This is a genomic window from Streptomyces sp. NPDC058701 (assembly GCF_042715295.1).
In the GTDB taxonomy this organism is placed as follows: domain Bacteria; phylum Actinomycetota; class Actinomycetes; order Streptomycetales; family Streptomycetaceae; genus Streptomyces.
This window is the reverse complement of record NZ_JBHXSY010000004.1, coordinates 173,891-195,331: the sequence shown is the minus strand read 5'-3', so window position 1 is coordinate 195,331 and position 21,441 is coordinate 173,891. Positions and strand designations below refer to the sequence as shown.

Below are 21,441 nucleotides of genomic sequence, written 5' to 3'. Positions count from 1 at the left end.
GGACCCCGGCCGACGGGCCCGTCAGCGGCGGCGCGGCGGCAGACGTCCGCCGGCTGCAGCCGCGTGACCTGCTGGGCCGGCTCGTTGTCGTCGCTGGAGAGCAGCGTGCGGAGCCGCCCGGACCCGTCGTGGTCCCCGCGCCGCGCCCGGGTCCGGACGCGTGGGCAGGGTCCTCCCCCGCGCCCCCTGGCCACCACCGGCCATCCGGGGGCTACGCCTGCGGCGACCTCGCGTCGTAGCGGGCGAAGCCCCGCCAGCGCAGGGCGAGCAGGCCCAGCACCAGGACGCACGCGAGCCCGCCGCCCGTGATCGCCACGGCCGGCGAGGTCAGGTCCGCGACGGAGCCGGCGACGAAGTCCCCGAGCCGGGGGCCGCCCGCGACGACCACGATGAACACGCCCTGGAGGCGGCCCCGCATCTCGTCCGGGGCCGCGGCCTGCATCATCGTCGAGCGGAACACCATGGAGATGGTGTCGGCCCACCCCGCCAGGGCGAGGAAGAACAGGCCGATCCACAGGTTCCTGGTGAGCCCGAAGGCCGCGATGGCCAGCCCCCACGAGGCGACGGCGAGCAGGATCGCCAACCCGTGCCGGCGGATGCGGCCCTGCCAGCCGGAGAGCACCCCGCCGAGCATCGCCCCCAGGGCGGGGGCGGCCACCATCAGGCCGACCGTCTTGGCGTCGCCGCCGAACCACAGCACCGCGATGGCGGGGAACAGCGCCTTCGGCTGGGCGAGCACCATCGCGGCCAGGTCGGAGAAGAAGGTCATCCGGATGTTGGGCCGGGTCCCGAGGAAGCGCAGGCCGTCCAGGACGGAGGCCCGCCCCCGCACGCCCTCGGCGCGGTCGGGCTTCATCGACGGCAGCCGCCACTGCGCGTACAGGGCGGCGCAGAAGGTCACGGCGTCGATGAGGTAGGCGGCCTGGAAGCCCCACCAGCCGACGATGAGGCCGCCGAGCATCGGGCCGGCCATGGTCCCGGTGGTCATGGTGACGGAGTTCAGGGCGTTGGCGGCGGGCAGCTGCTCGGCCGGCAGCAGCCGGGGGATCATCGCCGAGCGCGCCGGTCCGCTGAGCGCGCCGCACACCGACTGGAGGGCGACGACGGCGTACAGGAACCAGACGCGGTGGTAGTCGAGCAGGGCCGCCCCGGCCAGCGCGAGGGACAGCGCGGCGGCGCCGAACGAGGCGTACAGGCCGAGCTTGCGCCGGTCGAGGGTGTCGGCGATGGCACCGCCGTACAGGCCGAAGGCGACGAGCGGGACGAGCGAGAAGAGACCGACCAGTCCGACGGAGAAGCTGGAGCCGGTGATCTCGTAGACCTGCAGCGAGATCGCGAGCGCGGTCATCGCCTGCCCGACCCAGGAGATCATGCTGCCGGTCCACAGCCGCCGGTAGTGCGCGGAGGTGCGCAGCGGGGTGAGGTCGGCGAATATGCGGGGCCGGGTGCGCGGGGGTTCGGTCGTACGGGTCACAGCGGATGGTAACCACCGCCCGGCCGCATCCCCCCGGGCATGTCCTCCCGCTTCACACAGCGGCCACAGTCGTCCCGTGCGGCCCCGGGGCCTCGGCGCGGCCGGGTGCTTGCCGCTAACCCGCCACTATCACCGGACATTTGACCGAATCGGCGTGCGCTCCGCGCCTCGCGTTCGGCTCATGATGAAAAGACTCGTATGTCCAGGGAGGCGTAGTGATCGAACCTGGCAACAGCACCACGAGCGACAGCATCGCGCGCACCGGCGCCGCACACCACACGGTGGGCCCCGCCGTCCCCCCCGTCGTCCCCCTCACCGTCGGGGTCGAGGAGGAGTTCCTGCTCGTCGACGCCCGTACGTTCCGGGTGGTCCCCGCAGCCGGGCTCGTCCTCGCCACGGCCGGCGGGCTGCCGGGCGAGCTGCACCCCGAGGGCACCCGCTACCAGGTGGAACTGTCCACCCCCGTCACGCACTCGACGGCCGCGCTGCGCGAGGAGCTCGCCGCCCTGCGCCGCACCCTCGCGCGCGCGGCCCGCGCCCACGGCTGCCGGCTGCTGGCCTCGCCCTCGCCGGTCGTGGCCGTGGAGGGGCCGCTGCACCTGACCGACGACGAACCGCGCCAGCGCGAGCAGCACCGCCGTTTCGGTTCGCTCACCGAGACCCTGGTCAGCTGCGGCCGTCACATCCACATCGGCACGCTCGACGTGGACACGGCGGTGGCCGTCTCCAACCGGGTCCGGCCCTGGCTGCCCACGCTGATCGCGCTGGCCGCCAACTCGCCGTTCTGGGGCGGCCGCGACACCGGCCACGCCAGCTGGCGGGCGATGGCCTGGGCCGGCTGGCCCTCGGCGGGGCTGCCCCCGCACTACACCTCCACCGCGCACTTCCGGCGCTCGGTGCAGACCCTGCTCGGCTCCGGGGCGGCCCTGGACACCAAGATGGTCTACTGGGACCTCCGCCCCTCGGGGCACTGGCCGACTCTGGAGATCCGGGCGCCGGACATGTCCGCGGACATCGACACGGCCGTCCTCCAGGCCGAGCTGGCCCGGGCCCTGGTGGCCACGGCCCTGCGGGAGATCACGGAGCGGCGCCCCGAGCCGGTGCTGCGGGACGACGTACTGCGCCTGGCGCGTTGGCGGGCGGCCCACGACGGACTGGAGGGCTGCGGCCTCGACCCCTACTCGGGCGCGGAACTCCCCGCGGCCGACCTCGCGGAGGCCCTGCTGGACCTGGTCGCCCCGGAACTGGCGGCCGTGGGCGACCTGGACCACGCGGCGAAGACCCTGGCCGGCCTCCTGCGCGACGGCTCGGGCGCCCACCGCCAACGCGCGGCCTTCGCCCGCCGCCAGGACCTGACGGACGTACTGCGCCACATGGCCGACGAGACGGAGAACTTCTAGCCACCCGGTTGCAGGCGGTCCGGCCCACGCGCCCCGTGCGTCGGGCCGCCCCCGTCCGGCTGACCGCCGGGCGCGCCGGTCCTCCTGTCTCCCCGGTGGCTGGGATCATGCGTCAATGGCTTCCCGGGTAAGCACCGCCGAGAGTTCCGCGAAGGCCCGTATCGTCCTGCTGACGCTCGCTTCCGGTCAGTTCCTGATGGCGCTCGACAGCTCCGTCATGAACGTCTCCATCGCCACGGTGGCCGAGGACGTGGGCACGACGGTGACGGGGGTCCAGGGCGCGATCACCGCCTACACCCTCGTGATGGCCATGTTCATGATCCCCGGGGGCAAGGTCGGAGCACTGATCGGCCGCAAGCGCGCGTTCATGATCGGATGCTGCGTCTACGGCGTCGGCTCCCTCACCACGGCCCTCGCGCCGAACCTGCCCGTACTGCTGGTGGGCTGGGCGCTCCTGGAGGGGCTGGGAGCAGCACTCATCCTGCCCGCCATCGTGGCGCTCGTGGCCGGCAACTTCGCCGTCGAACGGCGCCCCGCCGCCTACGGACTGGTCGTGGCGGCAGGGGCCGTGGCCATCGCGGTCGGGCCGCTCGTCGGCGGTGTCGCGACGACCTACTTCTCGTGGCGGTGGGTCTTCGCCGGCGAGGTCGTGGTGGTGCTGGGCATCCTCCTGCTCGCGCGCCGCATCTCCGACGCCCCGCCCGGTGAACGCCGGAGCATCGACTTCACTGGCGCCGTCCTCTCCGCGCTCGGGCTCGGGACCTTCGTCTACGGCGTGCTCCGATCCGGCGAATGGGGCTTCTTCCAGCCGAAGCCCGGCACGCCGTCGTGGATCGGCGTGTCCCTGACGACGTGGCTGATCCTGGCGGGCCTGCTGTTGATCTGGCTCTTCCTGCGCTGGGAGGCGAGGGTCGTCGAGCGGCGCGGGGATCCCCTCATCGACCCCGGCATGTTGCGGAACAAGCAGCTGACCGGCGGCCTGACGATGTTCTTCTTCCAGTACCTCGTGCAGATGGGCGTCTTCTTCGTCGTCCCGCTGTACCTGTCGGTCGCTCTGGGTCTGTCGGCACTGGAGACCGGTGCCCGCCTCCTGCCCCTCTCGGTGAGCCTGCTGGCGGCCGCGACCCTGATCCCGCGCTTCCTCCCGGACGTCTCGCCGCGGCGAGTGGTGCGGCTCGGAATCCTCGCCCTGCTCGCGGGCGCGGTGGTGCTGATGGCCGCGCTCGACGCCGACGCCGGCGCGGAAGTCGTCACCGTCCCCCTCCTGCTGATCGGTCTGGGCATGGGCGCGCTGGCATCCCAGCTCGGCTCGGTCACCGTGTCCGCGGTGCCGCAGAGCCAGAGTGCGGAGGTCGGCGGCGTGCAGAACGCCGTTACCAACCTCGGCGCTTCGATCGGCACGGCACTGGCCGGATCGATGATGATCGCCGTACTCACCTCCTCCTTCCTGACCAGCATCGCGGCGAATCCGGCGGTCCCGGAGAGCGTCACGAGCCAGACGGGCGTCCAGCTCCAGAGCGGCGCGCCCTTCCTGTCCGACGCCCAGCTCGACACCGCCCTCGCCGAGGCCGGCACGAGCGCGGAGGTGTCCCAGGCGGCACTGGACGCCAACGCCGCCGCCAGGCTCGACGGCCTGCGCGCGGCACTCGCCGTCCTGGCCCTCGCCGCGCTCCTCGCCCTGTTCTTCTCCCAGCGGATCCCGTCGACCCAGCCGCGCTCGGCCGAGCCATGACCCACCCCGCGCGTGGTGGGTCCTGCGGTGGGGCGGCCGAAGGCTCGGCGTCGGCCCGTGCCGCGCGGAACGCGGCACGGGCCTGTCACCGACGCCTCACCTGCCGCGTGCCACCTCACGGCAGGTGGGGCGTCGGCCGCCGGTCACTTGGCGAGGAACGCGAGGAGGGCTTCGGAGACTTCCTGGGCGTGGGTCCACAGCAGGCCGTGGGGTGCGCCGTCGATGACGACGTAGTCGGCCTGCGGGAGTGCCTGGTGGAAGAGCTCTCCGGTGGCCTCGATGGGCAGGATGCGGTCAGCAGTGCCGTGCAGGATCAGCGCCGGAACGTCGATCTTGGGCAGGTCGGCACGGAAGTCGGTGGACCAGGTGGCCACGCAGGCCAGGGAGGCGTACGAGGAGGCGCCGGCGGCGACGTTCCAGCTGTTGCGGACGACTTCCTCGCTGATGCGGGTACCGAGGTTCTCGTCGAGGTTGTAGAAGTTCTCGTAGAACTCGGTGAAGTAGGCGTAGCGGTCGGCGGTGACGGCACCTTCGATGTCCTTGAAGACGGTGCCGTCGACGCCGCCGGGGTTGTCGTCGGTCTTGAGGAGGAAGGGTTCGAGAGAGGCGAGGAAGGCGGCCTTGGCGATCCGGGCGGAGCCGTAGGTGCCCAGGTAGCGGCCGACCTCGCCGGTGCCCATGGAGAAGCCCACCAGTACGACGTCGTCGAGGTCGAGGGTCTCCAGGACCGTGTTCAGGTCGGCGGCGAACGTGTCGTAGTCGTAGCCGGTGGTGGGCTGGCTGGAGCGGCCGAAACCGCGCCGGTCGTACGTGATCACGCGGTAGCCGGCCGACAGGAGTGCGGCGGACTGCTTCTCCCAGGAGTGACCGTCGAGCGGGTAGCCGTGGATCAGCACGACCGGCTGCCCCGTGCCGTGGTCCTCGTAGTACAGCTCGATGCTGGTGGAGTTTTCCTGGCCGACGGTGATGAACGCCATGGTGGTTGCTGCCTTCCGGTGTGAATGCGTCTGAGGTGACGTGCCCGATCGGGCACGGCTGTGCGGTGAGGTGCGCGAAGCGACAGGGCGGAGCCGTCGGTCATCGGACCGTGCGGGCCGCCTCCTCGACGATGCGGGTGACGGCCTCGGGCCGGGATACGGATACCGCGTGCGACGCGTCGATGGTCGTCGTGCGGGCCTTGGCACGGGCCGACATGTAGCGCTGGGTGGCCACGGGGATGTTGCGGTCCTCCGTGGTGACCAGCGACCAGGAGGGGATCGTCTTCCAGGCGGCCCGTGTGGACTTCTCCTCCAGTGCGGCGGCGGCGATCGGACGCTGCCCGGCTGCCATGAGCCTGGTCTTGTCCGTCGGCACGTCCGCGGCGAACTGGTTGCGGAACTTCTCCGGATCGATGTACACGTCTGTGCCCTGGCCACCGTCGGGCAGGGCGTAGTTGACGGACTCGATGGCCTGGCCGAGGGTACTGCCGGGGAACTTGTTCGTCAGTCCGAGCGAGCTCTCGCCCGTGTCGGGCAGGAACGCCGCGATGTAGACCAGCGCCTTCACCTTGCCCTCGAGGCCCGCGGCGGCCTGGCTGATGACGGTACCGCCGTAGGAGTGGCCGACCAGGACCACGGGCCCGTCGATGTGGTCGAGGACGCTGCGCAGGTAGGCGGCATCGGTCGCCGGACCGCGCAGCGGGTTGGCGGCGGACACCACCGGGTAGCCCGCGCGCTGCAGCCGGGCGACGACACCGTCCCAGCTCGCGGCGTCGGCGAACGCTCCGTGCTCCAGCACGATCGTCGGACGTACGGGGTGGTGGGAGGCCGCGCCGGCTGTACCGGGCAGGGTGACGGCGGCGACGGACAGTCCTACGGCCGCAGTGACACCGAGCAGCGCCGATCTGCGGCTCGGACGGACGAGGCGGGTGATGCGCATGCGTGAAAATCCCTCTTGGTTGGTTGATGGCCCTCGACGGACCGCTCAGGCGGAGTGGGCCGGTGCGTCGAGGAACGGGCCCCCGAGTTGCCTCACCGGTGGCCGGGCTGCGGCCCGAGTGGCCCCGGGGCATCGCCCTCGCCCGGCTACCGGAAGCGGAGCGTCCTTCGTCCTGTCCTACGAGGAGACGACCGGACCGGTTCACCCGATGACGGGTCGTACGTTCGCGGACGTCGCCTGGTGGTGCGCCCGCGCCGTGCGTCGGGGGTACAACCCGAAACGGCCCCCTCGACGACCGGGAGAACGGCTCCGCACACGGAGTCTCCGGCCGAGCCCGGGAGCGGGCGCACCTCAGTCGTTCGATTCCAGGGCTTCGTAGACGTGCTTGATGTAGCTGTGGGTGCGCTCCGAGCCGAGGATTCCGTCGCCCACCCGGTTCATCGTGTACGAGAACGTGACGCGCCGGTCGAGGTCCATCATGACGATCGAACCGCCCCGGCCGACCCAGAAGCAGATCCTTCCGGTGGGCATGTGCGGCATCGTCCTCGGATCGGCGAGTGCGTAGCCGATGCCCCAGCGGACGGGGACGCCCAAGAACAGGTCGACTCCGTCGGCCTGTACGTCGAAGACCTTGTCCACCGTCTCAGCGGAGAGAAGCCGGAGGCCGTTCACCTGGCCACGCCGTGAGATGACGGAGAGGGCACGGGCCATACCTCGTGCGTTGCCGTGTCCGTTGACGGCTCCGAGTTCGGCAGAACGCCACTGCGGGGTGTCAACGTGTTCGTCACGGGCGGGACTCCCGATCAACGTCTTGGTGAAGATCCCGTCGGGATCGAGACCGGCGGGTATACCGGAAAGCTGCGAAGGAGCCACCAGATCAGCGATACGCGGCCAGTCGGCTTGGCGCGCGCCGATCTGGACATCGGCTCGTGCCGGCTTGGCGATCTCCGTGTCGACGAACTCCGTCAGGGTACGGCCGCTGACCCGCCGGACCAGCTCTCCCACCAGCTGTCCCTGAGTCTGCACGTGGTAGCCCGAAGCGGAGCCCGGTTCCCACCAGGGCTCCTGCGCGGCCAGCCGGGCGCTCGCGGTAGGCCAGTCGTACAGATCCTCCATGGTGAAGGGCTGCTGCCAGCCGGAAAGTCCCGAGGTGTGGGCCAGGACGTGCCGCACCTCGATGTGCGCCTTCCCCCGGGCAGCGAACTCGGGCCAGTAGTGCGCCACCGGGCGGTGGAGATCCAGTGCCCCCCGGTCGACGAGGACGAGGGCCGCGAGATTGGTGAGGGTCTTCGTGGTCGACCACATGCTCACCAACGTGTCCCGGTGCCACGGAACGGTCCGCCCTTCGTCCGCATGGCCACCCCACAGATCGACTTCCATGACCCCGTCCACATCGACGGCGATCGACGCCCCCAACTCCTCTCCGGCTTCGAGGTGCGCTGCCAGCGCCGCTCGAACCGGTTGAAACCGGTCGGTGCTCGTTCCCTCGACGACGACCATGTTCTTCTCCACTCTGGACGACAACCGTTCGATCGCTCAACGGGCTGAACGTCACAGCGGTTCACGCATCGCCGCAGGTCATGACATCTGTTCACCTGCCGCTCCCGCGAGGGACGGATACGGAACCCGTGCGCAAGCTGTTCAGGGAGACCGCGACCGCGCCCGAAGTGGAGCGCTCAAGTGGTGAACGGGAGCACCCTTTTCCACGTTGCGCTGATTGGACGTGCATGCGTCCCTGCGATGCCGCCGTGCGCTGCGGCTCTCGGCGGCACCACACCACCATGGAAGGAACAACTCACCAGTGAAGCGCTTCCTCACACGCCTCGCGGTAGTCGCGGCGGCCGGAGCTATGGCCGTCGTGCTGCCTGCCTCGTCGGCGTCCGCCATCAACCGCACCGATTGCAATGGACTGGGTCTCCTGAAGCTTCACAACGCAGGCGGCGACCTCTGCTTCGCCAACGCGGGCGTGCAGAGCGTGGCGATCTACGGCGTGGACCGGATCTGGACCGGCGACAACAAGGTCACGTTCGAGTACGTGCCGAGGCTGGGCGAGCCGGCGACCAGCGGGACCGTGGACAAGTGGCACTTCGGTAACCTCTCCATCCACAAGATCACGAAGATCACAATCTGGTAGCGTCCGTCGCCGCGAATGAGGTGACAGCGGGCCCTCATCAGCGATGACGTCGCTGCGCTGGGTCCATCGAGTCTTTTCGGCGTCGCCTCTCCAGGGCGGGGCCGTGGCGGCGATGTCCGTCGTGCGGCTCGGGCTGCGGCAGCTCCGGTGGAGAATCCGCCGGGGCTGCCGTCGGGCGACGCCCCGTTCGACAGGTGCGCGGGCCTGGGCGAGTGCCCGCTGCAGCGTCCGTACGGTCGGTGACAGTTCGCCGTTAGGCGGGCGGCGCGATCCAGGAGTCAGCACCGGTGCAGGCGCGGTCGGCGACGATCGGAACGTCCTGGCGCTCGCGGATTCGGATGAGGCGGTGAGTGCGCGCGGCGGTCAGTTCCTGAGCGCGGCCCGGCAAGGTCTGCGAGATCCACGGAAGGCCGACCTTCGGCGCACTGTTCGAGCAGGCCCGGCGTCCGATCGGCGAGGAGCCGCACGACGGCGGTGGCCTATCACGAGGGGCCGCGCGGAGGTGACGATGTCCACGGCTGGACTGGTGGGGGTGCGGATGCTCGCGGGCGTACCCGTGGCCGTTCAGGGTGTGATGCGGGTGCCGAGTTCGGCGGCGGCGTCGGCGTAGTCGATCAGCATTCGGGCGAATTCGAGGCGTTTGGCCTGGGGCCAGTCGTGGGTGATGTGCTCGAAGGCCTGTCGGTGCTGGCTTCTGAAGCGGTCGCGCAGGGCGGTGCCCGCGGGGGTGAGGTGGAGCACGGTGCGGCGGCCGTCGCGCTGGGAGGCGGCGCGTACGAGAAGTCCTGCGTTGATGCAGTCGCTCACGGTGATCGACACCGGCGACATCGACGTCATCTCGGCCTGGGCGTCGGCAAGGGCGAGCACCACTGTGGCCTCGCACCGGTGCCGCGAACCAGGACGGGACCCGCCGACGCTCCTGTCCGCGAGGCGATCTCCGCCGGCGCCAAGAGCGCAGGGCGGAGATCGCCTCGCGGGGACCGGGGACTGATCAGACGTGGTTCTCCGCCTGGAACATCCAACTCTGCTGCTCCAGATCAGCCGTCAGCCCGATGAGGAGGTCCTCTGTGACCACGTCCACCGGGCCGATCTCGACGATGCGCTCACGCAGTCTTTTCGTTACCCGCGGGAGCCCGCCGTGGGTTCAGCTCATCCGGCGATGGATCCCGAACCGCGCGTGCGGGGTTCCACTGGGGCGGACGACGGGCGCCGGGCAGAGCTCGTACGTCCCATGCGTCCGTGACCGCAGTTCAGCCCCTGCCCCGTCACCGAATCCCGACAAGCGCTACCGAGAGTGGAATCCCCATGCAGACGACACGGGCAAGCCCGGCTCCAGCCGCGTCCCGGCTGAGCGAAGAGCGCCGGCGCGTCATAAGTGCAGCGGCGCGGAAGCCGTGCGCAGACATGTCGTCGAGGGGCACCTGGAGGCGCTGCGTCTGCTGCTACGCCGTGCGGTTGAGCGAGGGGAAGTCTCCATGGAATGTCCCGCCATCGCCTGTTCCCTCAACCGGAGAGCTCCGGCGGGCCCGTGGCCTCGCGGCGACTACACCCCCAGGATCCCCTGCTTCTCCAGCGCCTTGCGCAACGCCCGCATGGCATAGAAGGCACGGCTTTTGACGGTGCCGGGCGGTATGCCGAGGTGCTCGGCAGCCTGATTTACGCTGCATTCCAGGAAGTACATGAGGCGGATGACGGTTTGCTGCTGCTCGTTCAGCTCCCCCAGGGCCTGCACCACTACATGGGAGTTGATCGTGGATGCCGTGCTGTCGCTGGATGTGTCCAGCTCCTCCACGGGCACGAGCTCCAACGGCCTGACCTGACGTGCCCGGTGGTGGTCGATGACGAGGTTTCTGACCACGGTGAACAACCAGGGTCTGAGGCCTTCGTTGCGGCTGCCCAGGAAGCGGGCGTGCTTCCAGGCGCGGGCCGCGGTCTCCTGGAAGATGTCCTCTGCCTTGTGCCAGTCACCATCCAGCAGCCGCGTGGCGTACCGGACGAGCAGAGAGCCGTACTGGTCGTAGATGTCCTTGATGAAGGCGTCGCAGTCAGCGTCCGATGCGAGGTGCCGGGTCTGCGACGACGTCGGAACGAGGGCAGTGGCCTCCGTTTCCATGATCCCGTTCATGAGAGGCGCCCGATCCTGTTCGAGTGTTCCGTGGCGTGCAGGGGGAAAGACGCCGGCTTTCAGGCGGTGAGGAAGTCGATCAGAGCGGCGTTGACCTCGGCTGCGTGGGTGAGCAGCAGTCCGTGCGGAGCGCCGTCGATCTCGACATATCGCGCGTCGGGCAGGCGGCGGCGGAACTCGCGGGCAGTGGCGTCGATCGGCAGGATCCGGTCGGCGGTCCCGTGCAGGATCAGCGACGGCACGTCGATGCGCTCCACGTCGGCCCGGAAGTCCGTCAGCCACGCCGGGACGCACGCGTACGCCGCCATGGGCGCCGAGCCGATGGCGGTGGCCACGTTCGCCCGCAGCGCGGCCTCGCTGAGCCGCGTCCCGAGCGTCTCGTCGGTGTTGAAGAAGTCGACGAAGAAGCTCTCGTACCAGGCGTAGCGGTCGGCCTCTGCCTGCTCCGCAATGCCGTCGAAGACGCTCTGCGGCACACCGGCGGGGTTGTCCGGCGTCTGCAGCAGGAACGGCTGGAGCGAGCCGAGGAACGCCGCCTTCGCCACCCGCTGCGAGCCGTGGACGCCGAGGTAGCGGGCAACCTCGCCCGAGCCCATCGAGAACCCGACGAGAACCACGTCACGCAGGTCCAGCCGCGTCAGTACGGTGTCCAGGTCGGCGGCGAAGGTGTCGTAGTCGTAGCCCGTCATGGTCTTGCTCGACCGACCGAAGCCACGGCGGTCGTAGGTGATGACGCGGTAGCCGGCCGTGACCAACGCATCGGTCTGCTTCTCCCACGACTGCCCGTCCAGCGGGTAGCCGTGGATCAGGACGACCGGCTGCCCCGCCCCGTGGTCCTCGTAGTAGAGCTCGATGCTGGTCGAGCCCTCGGCTCCGACGGTGATGGTTCCCACGGTGTGCCTTCCCGCCCGTCCGCCGTGTGCGAACCGGGCACGGCACAAAGCTAGGAAACAAGCAGGGGGGACCGCGTCCGTCGGACTACGTCTTCGGCGTACGTCATGACGCCCCGCCTTCGGCGTACGTCATCGTGCCGCCCAGCACCGCGGCGAGCTCGCCGCGGGACGCCACCCCCAATTTGGGGAACATCCGCTGGAGATGGGTGCTCACCGTCCTGTGCGAGACGTACAACCGCTCGCCGATCTCCCGGTTCGTCAGACCCTGCGCGGCGAGCTGGGCGACATGCAGCTCGGTGGAGGTCAGCTGGTCCAACGCGGCCGGATCCTGGCGAGGGGACGACGCGCCCGCGGCGCGCAGCTCCTGCCGTGCCCGCTCCGCCCATGCCGACGCGCCGAGGGCGCCGAAGATCTCGCGCGCGGTCTGAAGGGAGGCGCGGGACTCCGCGGGCCGCCGGTGCCGCCGCAGCCACTCGCCCAGGGCGAGGCACGCTCGCGCCCGCTCGAACGGCCATTCTGTGGGGACGGCGTCGAGGGCCGCCCTGTAGAGCGGCTCGGCGGCATCCTGCGGGCTCAGCAGGGCCCGGCCCAGTCGCAATCCGCAGAGCAGGGCGGGCGAAGAAGTCATTTCCCCGAGCGGGGTGAGCTCCTGCAAGACGTCGCGCGCCACCTCCGGGGCTTCGCTGCGCACAGCCGCCTCGACCAGCTCCGCGACCGCGTAGAAGCGCAACCAGGGGTGGAAGGCGGAGTCAGCCGGGTCGAAGACACGGTGCAGGTGCCCGTACGCGTCGCCGTAGCGGCCCTGGCAGAGCGCCGCCTGCCCGCGGGCCATCTGCACGATGGCCAGCACCGGGCGCCCTCCGCTGGGAAGGGCCACGCGCTCGGCTTCCGCCGCCCACGCCTCCGACGCCGGGTCGCCGCTGACGGCGGCCAGCTGCGCGCGGATCGCGTTCACCATCGCGTGCACGAGAGGCTGACCGGTCTCGCGGGCCAGTGACGCGGCCTCCTCCGCGGCGAGGAAACCAGCGCGCACGTCACCCAGCCGTGCTGCGCTTCCCGCCTGGACGCAGAGGGCGCGGGCCAGCATCGACAACCTGCCTTGCGCTCGTAGGGCGTCCAGCGACCTCGCCGTCAACCGGCTTGCCAGGGCGGGAGCACCCACCGTCACTGCGGCGCCCCCCAGGAGCTGGTCTCCCTCTGGGTTCTCGGACGAGCGCTCCATCTGCCCTGCCAGGCCTTCCATGACCGCTCCCCCGCGCTCGACCGGGGCTGAGTACGCCCGCAGAGCGACCAGGTCGGCGTCGTCGGCATGCACGGGCATCCGGTCGGCGGCGGCGGCGACCCGCTCGCGGGCGGCCGGCCCTGGCTCTCCCCAGAAGCATTGCAGGACCGCGCTCCACAGCATGCGCAGCCCCAGTGTCGGTTCGCCTCCAGCGGCGATCTCGACCGCCAGCTCGGCCAGTGCGGCGGTCGCGGCGCCCTCGCCCCGCGTCCCCTCTGCCAGAGCGATGCTGACCCAGGCCGCGCGGCCTTGGTCCCGGACCGAAAGGTCCAGTGAGCGCGCCTGGGCCAGCAGATGTGCCGCGACGTCGCCTTGGCCCGACTCGAGCGCGAGCTCCGCCGCCCGGAGCAGCCGGTCTGCCCGCGCGGACGGGTCCTTCGTCAGCTCCGTCGCCCGCCTCAGCGCGGCAAGCGCTGCGGCGACACCGCCTCGCCGCAGGGCTCTGCCGGCAGTGGAGTCCAGATCCTGTGCTACTCGTTCGTCGGGACCCGCGGTGGCGGCGGCACGGTGCCATGCCTGTCGATCGGGCTGCCCCTGGAGCGCGGCGGCCAGAGCGGCGTGTGCGGTCTGTCGTTCCGCCGCGGTAGCGGCGTGGCATATCGCCGAGCGGATGAGCGGGTGCCTGAAGGCCAGCCCTTGGGCTTCTACCAGACCCGCGTCGATCGCTGCCTCAAGAGCGGCGGCGTCGACCACCGTTCCGAGCATCCGGGTCGCCGCGGCGAGGCATTCGTCCATCGTTCCGTCACCGTTGAGGGCCGAGAGGAGCAGAACCGTATGGGTGTCGGCCGGAAGGCGGGAGACCCGTGCCGTGAAGGTCCTCTCCAGCCTTGCGGTCAGCGGCAACGGACCCGGGTTGAGCGCGTACGCCCCGCCGACCGACTGCAACGCGACCGGCAGCTCGGTCAGTGCCAGCGGGTTCCCGGCGGACTCCTCCAACAGCCGGCGCCTGACCTGCTGTCCCAGGCCGGGGGCCACCGCGTCCAACACTTCACCCGACACCTCATCCGTCAGCGGCCCCAGGTGCAGCACGGGCAGGCCGGCGCTGCTGAGGCGGTCATCGAGGCGCCGGGTGACGGCGACCAGGACGAGGGGGTCGGACTCGATCCGCCTCGCCACAAACCCGAGCACATCGAGGCTGGCATGATCCATCCAGTGGGCGTCCTCGACGACCACCAGCAGCGGCGCCTCTGCTGCCGCGTCTGTCAGCAGAGTCAGGGCAGCCAGGCCGACGAGGTACAGATCGGGGACGGCCTCGTCGACGAGCCCAACGGCTGCGAGCAGCGCAGTACGCTGACGCTCCGGCAAGTCGGCAATTCTGTCCCGTAGTTGGTGAACCAGCTGGTGCAGGCCGGCACAGGGCAGGTTCTCCTCCGACTGGACCCCCACAGCAGTGATCACATGGGTCCCGCCGCGCGCCGCCGCGGCCGCTGCCTCCGCGACCAGCGCCGACTTGCCGACCCCCGGCGCACCGATGATCACCATCGCGCCGCCCGACCCGGTGGCCCCCTGTTCGACCAGGGCAGCCAGCGCGCGACGCTCCGTGTCGCGGCCCAGCAGCGCCCGCTCCTGCATGCCTCACTCCGATTCTCTGCGTCTCCCCAGCGCTCGAGGGCTCCGCGTCCTCGCGGAACCAGGTGACCCGGTCTCCGCTGGCAGGCGAACTGGAGGCCGGGGCTGGATGCCATTCGTACAATGGTATGCACGCCGCCTGGCAGGAACGACCGGGTCCGTGCCCGTGAAACCGAGCCGCCGAGATCACGGCGGGCCGAACGGCTTTCGGGCCTTGACCTAAGGCCCGGGTTCGCGCTCGACCTCTGGATGGTGGCGGGAGCCGCGCTCGCGGCGGGCGTCATCGCCTGCCTCAACCATCACCTGGCGGTCAGTCCGCAGCGGCGTCAGATTGCAGAACGGGCTGGCGGTGGACCGAGCTCCCGGATGGAGCGAGGCGGCGATCGCCCGGTCGCGGTGCGCGAAGCTCTTGCTCGACCACAAGAGGCCCCGGGTCAAAGCCGTTCAGGGATCCTCTTCGATGTACGAGGACTCCGTTTGCCACACCCACGCGAGGTGAACGCCACACGCAAGAAAACCACGGAAATACGTTTCCCCAGGTCAGAACGATTCTGCCTGGGGATGCTGAGTGGGGCGGGTGGGACTCGAACCCACGGCCGACGGATTATGAGTCCGCTGCTCTAACCGGCTGAGCTACCGCCCCTTCACGGCGTGGCGCGTACACCTGTGCGCGCCGTCTGCCGCAGCATAGCCGCTCATACGATCTCCTGCCTCGGATGCCTCGCATGATCGGCTTCGCCTGCCCAGAGAGACCGCGCTGAAGGCTGCCCGGTTCCAGAAGAGGGCAAAAAAGAAGAGGACCCACCCGGGGCCCTCTTCTTCCTTGCTCCCCCGGCTGGACTCGAACCAGCAACCCTCCGGTTAACAGCCGAATGCTCTGCCAATTGAGCTACAGGGGACCGCGCTCCCCCGACTGGACTCGAACCAGTAACCTGCCGATTAACAGTCGGCTGCTCTGCCAATTGAGCTACAGGGGATTGCTGCGGTGCACCGAACAGCCCACCTCCGGCCTTGCCGGGGGGCGACCGTCCGTTGCGAGACATAGATTAGCGCAAGCAGGGGGGTGCTCCGCCAATCGGTATCGCCAGCGGGCCGGGCTCCCCACGACGAAGGGTGGCAGGCATGCGGTACAAGGTCACGTTCGTGATCGGACTGGCCCTGGGTTACGTGCTCGGGACGCGGGCCGGGCGCGAGCGCTACGAGCAGCTGAAGAAGTCCGCTCGCGAGGTCGCGCAGCATCCTGTGGTGCGCAACGCCGCCGAGACCGCCGGGCACAACGGGCGCGAATTCGCCGGGAAGGCCTTCACCGCGGTGAGCCAGAAGGTCGGCGACGCCGTGCCGCAGAGCCTGTCCGAGCGGGTGCGCGGACTGCGCGACCGGGTCGGCGGCGGCGCCGAGGACGAGTGGGGCACCAGCAACACCTGACCCCGTCGCGGGGCCCGCGGAGACCCCGGCGGTCTCCGCGGGCCCTCCGCGGGTCCTCCGCGGGGTCCGCGGCGCTGGACTCCGGCCGCGCGTGCGGCAGAATCCTCCGCATGGGGATAGTCGCCGGGCTGGACAGCTCTTCCACCTTCACTCGTATCGTCGTCTGCGATGCCGATACGGGCGCCGTACTGCGCCAGGGGTACGCACCCCATCCACAGCCCACGGGCGAACCCGACGCCGCGAACCCCCACGAGACCGATCCGCAGGCCTGGCTGCTCTCGCTCGGCGAGGCCGCCGGCGGCGGGCTCCTCGAAGGCGTGCAGGCCATAGGGGTCTCCGCGCAGCAGCACGGTCTGCTGCCGCTGGACGCGCAGGGCGGTCTCGTGCGCTCCGCGCTGGTCGGCAACGACAAGCGCGGCCAGGTCGCCGCCGCGGACCTCATCGACTCGCTCGGCGGCCGCCAGGCCTGGTCCGAGGCGGTGGGCGCGGTCCCGCACTCCGCGCAGCCGATCGCGAAGCTGGCCTGGCTGGCCCGTACCGATCCCGACGCCGCCCGCCGCGTGGCCGTGCTGATGTCCCCGCACGACTGGCTGGTCTGGCAGCTGCTGGGCCGGCCGGTCCGGCGAACCACCGACCGGGGCGGCGCCTCCGGGACCGGGTACTGGTCGGCGGCCACCGGTTCCTGGCGCCCCGACCTGGTCGATCTGGCGCTCGGGCACCGGGCGCTGCTGCCCGAGGTGCTCGGCCCGTCCGATGCCGCCGGGACCACGCCCGAGGGGCTGCTGATCTCCGCGGGCACCGGCGAGACGATGGCCGCCGCCCTGGGGCTCGGCCTCGGCCCCGGCGACGCCGTGGTCTCCCTGGGCGCCTCCGGCTCGGTGATGGCCGTGCACCGCGAGGCCCTGTCGGAGCCGGGCGGTCTGATCACCTCCCTGGCCGACGCCAGCGGCCTGCACCTGCCGGTGGTGAACACCTCCAACGCCGTGCGGGCCCTGCGCGGCACGGCGGAGCTGCTCGGCACCGACCTGGAGGGGCTCTCCACGCTCGCGATGAAGTCGACGCCGGGCGCGCACGGGCTCGTGCTCCTGCCGTACCTGGAGGGTGAGCGGACGCCCAACCTGCCGCACACCGCCGGAACCCTGTCCGGGCTCCGCCGGGACTCGATGAAGCCGGAGCACCTGGCCAGGGCCGCCTTCGAGGGCATGCTGTGCGGGCTGGTGGACGCCCTCGACGTGCTGCGCTCGCGCGGCGTCGAGATCCGCCGGGTGTTCCTGCTCGGCGCGGCGGCCGAGCTGCCCGCCGTACAGGCCTTCGCGCCGGGCCTGTTCGGGACGCAGGTCGTGGTCCCCGCGCCGGCCGACTACGCGGCGCTCGGCGCGGCCCGCCAGGCGGCCTGGGCGCTCGGCGCGGCGCAGGGCACGCTGGCCCCGCACACCCCGCCGGTCTGGCCGTCCCCGGCCGCGGAGGTCTTCGAACCGGACGAGGAGCTCCCGGCCTGGAGGGCGGTGCGGCAGCAGTACACCGCGACGCGGGAGCAGATCCACCCGGGCGCGTTCGCATAAGGGCTGTCCCGTACGGTTCCGCCAGTCCCCGGCCCGCCGGCCGGCCGTCCGGGGCCGGGGCGTGCCGCTGCCTACTCCTTTTGACCGGGCTTTGCGAAATCCGGTGGGGATCGGGCCGCCGGTTGGCCCAAGATGGGGTGAACCCCCCTCGATCTTGGCGACCGGAGCCTGCGCGTGCTCATACGACTTCTGCGGACCCACCTGGGTCCGTACCGAAAACCCATCGCTCTGCTGGTGCTGCTCCAGCTGCTGCAGACCAGCGCGAGCCTCTACCTGCCGACCCTGAACGCGGACATCATCGACAACGGTGTCGTGAACGGGGACACCGGTTACATCCTGCGCTTCGGCGCCCTGATGCTGGCCGTCTCGCTCGTCCAGCTCGTCTGCAACGTCGGCGCCGTCTACTACGGCGCCCGTACCGCGGCCGCCTTCGGCCGCGACGTCCGCGCAGCGATCTTCGATCGGGTGCAGAGCTTCTCCGCGCGGGAGCTCGGCCAGTTCGGCGCCCCCTCCCTGATCACCCGTACGACCAATGACGTCCAGCAGGTCCAGATGCTGGTGCTGATGACCTTCACGCTGATGGTCTCGGCGCCGATCATGTGCGTCGGCGGCATCGCCATGGCGCTCTCCCTCGACGTGAAGCTCTCCGGCGTCCTGCTCGCCGTGGTCCCCGTGCTCGGCCTGTCGGTCGGCGCGATCGTCTTCCGCACGCGGCCGCTGTTCCGGCAGATGCAGGATCGCCTGGACACGGTCAACCGGGTGCTGCGCGAGCAGATCACCGGCAACCGCGTGATCCGCGCCTTCGTCCGCGACGACTACGAGAAGGAGCGCTTCCGGGAGGCCAACGCGGACCTGACCGGCGTCTCGCTGGCCGCCGGCAAGCTCCTGGCGCTGATGTTCCCCACCGTCATCGTGGTCGTGAACATCTCCAGCGTCGCGGTCATCTGGTTCGGCGCGATGCGCGTCGACGGCGGCGGCATGGAGATCGGCCAGCTGACCGCCTTCCTCGCCTACCTGATGCAGATCGTGATGGCCGTGATGATGGCCACGTTCATGTTCATGATGGTGCCCCGCGCCGAGGTCTGCGCCGAGCGCATCCAGGAGGTCCTGGACACCGACTCCAGCGTCGTCCCGCCCGTCGAGCCGGTGCGCGAGCTCGCCCGGCACGGGCAGCTCGAACTGCGCGGCGCCGACTTCCGCTACCCGGGTGCCGAGGTGCCCGTGCTGCGCGGGGTGGACCTGGTGGCCCGGCCCGGTGAGATCACCGCGGTGATCGGCTCCACCGGCAGCGGCAAGTCCACGCTGCTGGGGCTGGTCCCCCGGCTGTTCGACGCGACCGGCGGGGAGGTGCTCGTCGACGGGGAGGACGTACGGCGGCTCGATCCGGACCTGCTGGCCAGGACGGTCGGCATGGTCCCGCAGAAGCCGTACCTGTTCTCCGGGACGGTCGCCTCCAACCTGCGCTACGGGCGCCCCGACGCGACCGACGAGGAGCTGTGGCGGGCCCTGGAGGTCGCGCAGGCCAAGGGCTTCGTGTCGGAGCTGGAGGGCGGCCTGGAGGCTCCGGTCACCCAGGGCGGGACCAACGTCTCCGGCGGCCAGCGCCAGCGTCTGGCCATCGCCCGCACCCTGGTGCAGCGGCCGGAGATCTACCTGTTCGACGACTCGTTCTCGGCGCTCGACTACGCCACGGACGCGGCCCTGCGCGCGGCGCTCGCCCGGGAGACGCAGGACGCGACCGTGGTCATCGTCGCCCAGCGGGTCTCCACGATCCGCGACGCCGACCGGATCGTCGTCCTGGACGAGGGCCAGGTGGTGGGCGAGGGGCGCCACCACGAACTGATGGCCGGCAACGAGACCTACCGGGAGATCGTGCTCTCCCAGCTGACGGAGGCGGAGGCCGCATGAGCGGGCCCGGAGGACGGATGATGACGGGACCGGCCCAGCGGTCCATGGACTTCAAGGGTTCGGGCAAGCGCCTGCTGGGCCAGCTGGCGCAGGACCGGGCCAAGCTGTGGGGCATGGTCGGCGCGGTCGTCGGCAGCGTCGGCTGCGCGGTCGTCGGGCCGAAGATCCTCGGCGATGCCACCGACCTGGTGTTCGCGGGGATCGTGGGGCGGCAGATGCCGTCCGGGATCACCAAGGAACAGGCCCTGGAGCGGATGCGGGCCGACGGGCAGGGCGGCATGGCCGACATGCTGTCCGGCACGGCCTTCACCCCGGGCCAGGGCATCGACTTCGGTGCGGTCGGGGTCGTGGCGATCTGGGCACTGGTGGTGTTCACCCTGGCCGGCCTGCTGATGCTGGTCGCGACGCGGCTGTCGAACCACGTCATGAACGGCACCGTGTACCGGCTGCGCGAGGAGCTGCAGGCGAAGCTGTCGCGGCTGCAGCTGTCGTACTTCGACCAGCAGAAGCGCGGTGAGGTGCTCAGCCGCGCCACCAACGACATCGACAACATCGGGCAGACGCTCCAGCAGACGATGGGGCAGCTGCTCAACTCGCTGCTGACCATCGTGGGCGTGCTCGCGATGATGTTCTGGATCTCGCCGCTGCTGGCGCTGGTCGCGCTGGGGACCGTACCGGTCTCGATCTTCGTCGCGGCGAAGATCGGCAAGAAGTCGCAGCCGCAGTTCGTGGCGCAGTGGAAGACCACGGGCACGCTCAACGCCCACGTCGAGGAGATGTACTCGGGCCACACGCTGGTCAAGGTCTTCGGCCGGCAGAAGGAGTCGGCGGCCCTGTTCGCCGAGCAGAACGAGGAGCTGTACCGGGCCACGTTCAAGGCGCAGCTGGTCAGCGGGATCATGCAGCCGGTGATGTTCTTCATCTCGAACATCAACTACGTGCTGATCGCGGTCGTCGGCGGTCTGCGGGTGGCCTCGGGCACCTTGTCGATCGGTGACGTGCAGGCGTTCATCCAGTACTCGCGGCAGTTCTCGATGCCCCTGACGCAGGTCGCCTCGATGGCGAACCTGGTGCAGTCGGGCGTCGCCTCGGCGGAGCGGGTGTACGAGCTGCTCGACGCCGAGGAGCAGGAGGCCGACGCGGTGGTGCCGGAGCGGCCCGAGCGGCTGCGCGGACAGGTCACGCTCGACAAGGTGGCCTTCCGCTACGAGCCGGACAAGCCGCTGATCGAGAACCTCTCGCTGACGGTCGAGCCGGGCCACACGGTCGCGATCGTCGGTCCGACGGGCGCCGGCAAGACCACGCTGGTCAATCTTCTGATGAGGTTCTACGAGGTCACGGGCGGCGAGATCGCGCTCGACGGCGTGGGCATAGCGAAGATGACCCGGGAGGAACTGCGCGGGTGCATCGGCATGGTGCTCCAGGACACCTGGCTGTTCGGCGGCACCATCGCGGACAACATCGCGTACGGCGCTTCGCGCGAGGTCACCCGGGCCGAGATCGAGGAGGCGGCGAGGGCGGCCCACGCGGACCGCTTCATCCGCACCCTGCCGGACGGCTACGACACCGTGCTGGACGACGAGGGGGCGGGGGTCAGCGCCGGCGAGAAGCAGCTGATCACCATCGCCCGGGCCTTCCTGTCCGACCCGGTGATCCTGGTGCTGGACGAGGCGACCAGCTCGGTGGACACCCGGACCGAGGTGCTGATCCAGAAGGCGATGTCCCGTCTCGCGCACGGCCGTACGTCCTTCGTGATCGCGCACCGGCTGTCCACGATCCGCGACGCGGACGTGATCCTGGTGATGGAGGACGGCTCGATCGTGGAACAGGGCACGCACGAGGAGCTGCTGGCGTCGGACGGCGCCTACGCGCGGCTGTACGCGGCGCAGTTCGCGCAGGCGGTCGCGGAGGTCGACTAGCGGAGGCCGACCCCGGCAGGGGCCGACCGGCGGGGGCCCGACCGGTCGACGCGCACGGCCGGCCCGCCCGCCCCGCCGCGGGTGGGCGGGCCGGGCGCGGA

15 protein-coding genes, 3 tRNA genes and 1 pseudogene are annotated in these 21,441 nt (G+C 70.8%); 7 read left to right on the top strand and 12 right to left on the bottom strand.

Annotated features, from left to right (window positions below):
* Positions 1-211 precede the first annotated feature (211 nt).
* Entirely contained in the window at positions 212-1,474 is a 1,263-nt protein-coding gene (locus tag ACFWW8_RS05780) for an MFS transporter (protein WP_386524112.1), read from the bottom strand.
* A 215-nt stretch (positions 1,475-1,689) separates the two neighbouring features.
* Between ACFWW8_RS05780 and ACFWW8_RS05775 the strand changes: the two genes are divergently transcribed.
* Both ACFWW8_RS05775 and ACFWW8_RS05770 read left to right on the top strand, forming a co-directional pair.
* Complete coding sequence (locus tag ACFWW8_RS05775) at positions 1,690-2,874, top strand: glutamate--cysteine ligase (protein WP_386524109.1); 1,185 nt, start codon at positions 1,690-1,692, stop codon at positions 2,872-2,874.
* A gap of 115 nt (positions 2,875-2,989) precedes the next feature.
* Positions 2,990-4,606, top strand: a complete 1,617-nt coding sequence (locus tag ACFWW8_RS05770) for an MFS transporter (RefSeq protein ID WP_386524106.1) — start codon at positions 2,990-2,992, stop codon at positions 4,604-4,606.
* Positions 4,607-4,749: 143 nt separating this feature from the next.
* On the opposite strand, the gene ACFWW8_RS05765 is transcribed toward ACFWW8_RS05770, so the two are convergent.
* The 3 genes from ACFWW8_RS05765 to ACFWW8_RS05755 form a co-directional block, all read right to left on the bottom strand.
* Positions 4,750-5,583, bottom strand: coding sequence for an alpha/beta fold hydrolase (locus ACFWW8_RS05765; RefSeq protein ID WP_386524103.1), 834 nt, complete (start codon positions 5,581-5,583; stop codon positions 4,750-4,752).
* Between the two features lie 100 nt (positions 5,584-5,683).
* Positions 5,684-6,523 carry an alpha/beta fold hydrolase gene (locus ACFWW8_RS05760; protein WP_386524100.1) on the bottom strand — a complete coding sequence of 280 codons (840 nt, stop codon included), beginning with the start codon at positions 6,521-6,523 and terminating at the stop codon, positions 5,684-5,686.
* A gap of 351 nt (positions 6,524-6,874) precedes the next feature.
* Positions 6,875-8,023 (bottom strand): serine hydrolase domain-containing protein, encoded by a 1,149-nt coding sequence (locus ACFWW8_RS05755; protein ID WP_386524097.1) that lies wholly within the window; start codon positions 8,021-8,023, stop codon positions 6,875-6,877.
* 301 nt (positions 8,024-8,324) lie between these two features.
* On the opposite strand from ACFWW8_RS05755, the gene ACFWW8_RS05750 reads away from it, so the two are divergent.
* On the top strand, positions 8,325-8,657 hold the full coding sequence (locus tag ACFWW8_RS05750; RefSeq protein WP_386524094.1) for a beta/gamma crystallin domain-containing protein: 333 nt from the start codon (positions 8,325-8,327) through the stop codon (positions 8,655-8,657).
* Positions 8,658-8,694: 37 nt separating this feature from the next.
* Here ACFWW8_RS05750 and ACFWW8_RS05745 read toward each other — a convergent pair.
* From ACFWW8_RS05745 to ACFWW8_RS05710, 8 genes and pseudogenes are all read right to left on the bottom strand, one after another.
* Positions 8,695-9,066, bottom strand: a pseudogene (locus ACFWW8_RS05745) (transposase family protein); the annotation flags it as partial.
* Positions 9,067-9,221: 155 nt separating this feature from the next.
* Positions 9,222-9,524, bottom strand: coding sequence for a MarR family winged helix-turn-helix transcriptional regulator (locus ACFWW8_RS05740; protein WP_386524403.1), 303 nt, complete (start codon positions 9,522-9,524; stop codon positions 9,222-9,224).
* Between the two features lie 676 nt (positions 9,525-10,200).
* Positions 10,201-10,782, bottom strand: a complete 582-nt coding sequence (locus ACFWW8_RS05735) for a sigma-70 family RNA polymerase sigma factor (protein ID WP_386524091.1) — start codon at positions 10,780-10,782, stop codon at positions 10,201-10,203.
* A 59-nt stretch (positions 10,783-10,841) separates the two neighbouring features.
* Positions 10,842-11,675, bottom strand: a complete 834-nt coding sequence (locus ACFWW8_RS05730; protein ID WP_386524089.1) for an alpha/beta fold hydrolase — start codon at positions 11,673-11,675, stop codon at positions 10,842-10,844.
* Between the two features lie 103 nt (positions 11,676-11,778).
* Complete coding sequence (locus tag ACFWW8_RS05725; protein WP_386524086.1) at positions 11,779-14,529, bottom strand: AAA family ATPase; 2,751 nt, start codon at positions 14,527-14,529, stop codon at positions 11,779-11,781.
* A gap of 566 nt (positions 14,530-15,095) precedes the next feature.
* A tRNA-Ile gene (locus ACFWW8_RS05720) sits at positions 15,096-15,169 on the bottom strand.
* Between the two features lie 183 nt (positions 15,170-15,352).
* Positions 15,353-15,425: transfer RNA gene (locus ACFWW8_RS05715), tRNA-Asn, on the bottom strand.
* Between the two features lie 5 nt (positions 15,426-15,430).
* Positions 15,431-15,503: transfer RNA gene (locus ACFWW8_RS05710), tRNA-Asn, on the bottom strand.
* 145 nt (positions 15,504-15,648) lie between these two features.
* Here ACFWW8_RS05710 and ACFWW8_RS05705 point away from each other — a divergent pair.
* From ACFWW8_RS05705 to ACFWW8_RS05690, 4 genes are all read left to right on the top strand, one after another.
* On the top strand, positions 15,649-15,951 hold the full coding sequence (locus tag ACFWW8_RS05705; RefSeq protein ID WP_386524083.1) for a YtxH domain-containing protein: 303 nt from the start codon (positions 15,649-15,651) through the stop codon (positions 15,949-15,951).
* A gap of 110 nt (positions 15,952-16,061) precedes the next feature.
* Positions 16,062-17,513 (top strand): FGGY family carbohydrate kinase, encoded by a 1,452-nt coding sequence (locus tag ACFWW8_RS05700; RefSeq protein WP_386524080.1) that lies wholly within the window; start codon positions 16,062-16,064, stop codon positions 17,511-17,513.
* A gap of 174 nt (positions 17,514-17,687) precedes the next feature.
* On the top strand, positions 17,688-19,421 hold the full coding sequence (locus ACFWW8_RS05695) for an ABC transporter ATP-binding protein (protein WP_386524077.1): 1,734 nt from the start codon (positions 17,688-17,690) through the stop codon (positions 19,419-19,421).
* On the top strand, positions 19,418-21,340 hold the full coding sequence (locus tag ACFWW8_RS05690; RefSeq protein WP_386524074.1) for an ABC transporter ATP-binding protein: 1,923 nt from the start codon (positions 19,418-19,420) through the stop codon (positions 21,338-21,340). Before ACFWW8_RS05695 ends, ACFWW8_RS05690 begins: the two co-directional genes overlap by 4 nt.
* Positions 21,341-21,441: the final 101 nt, after the last annotated feature.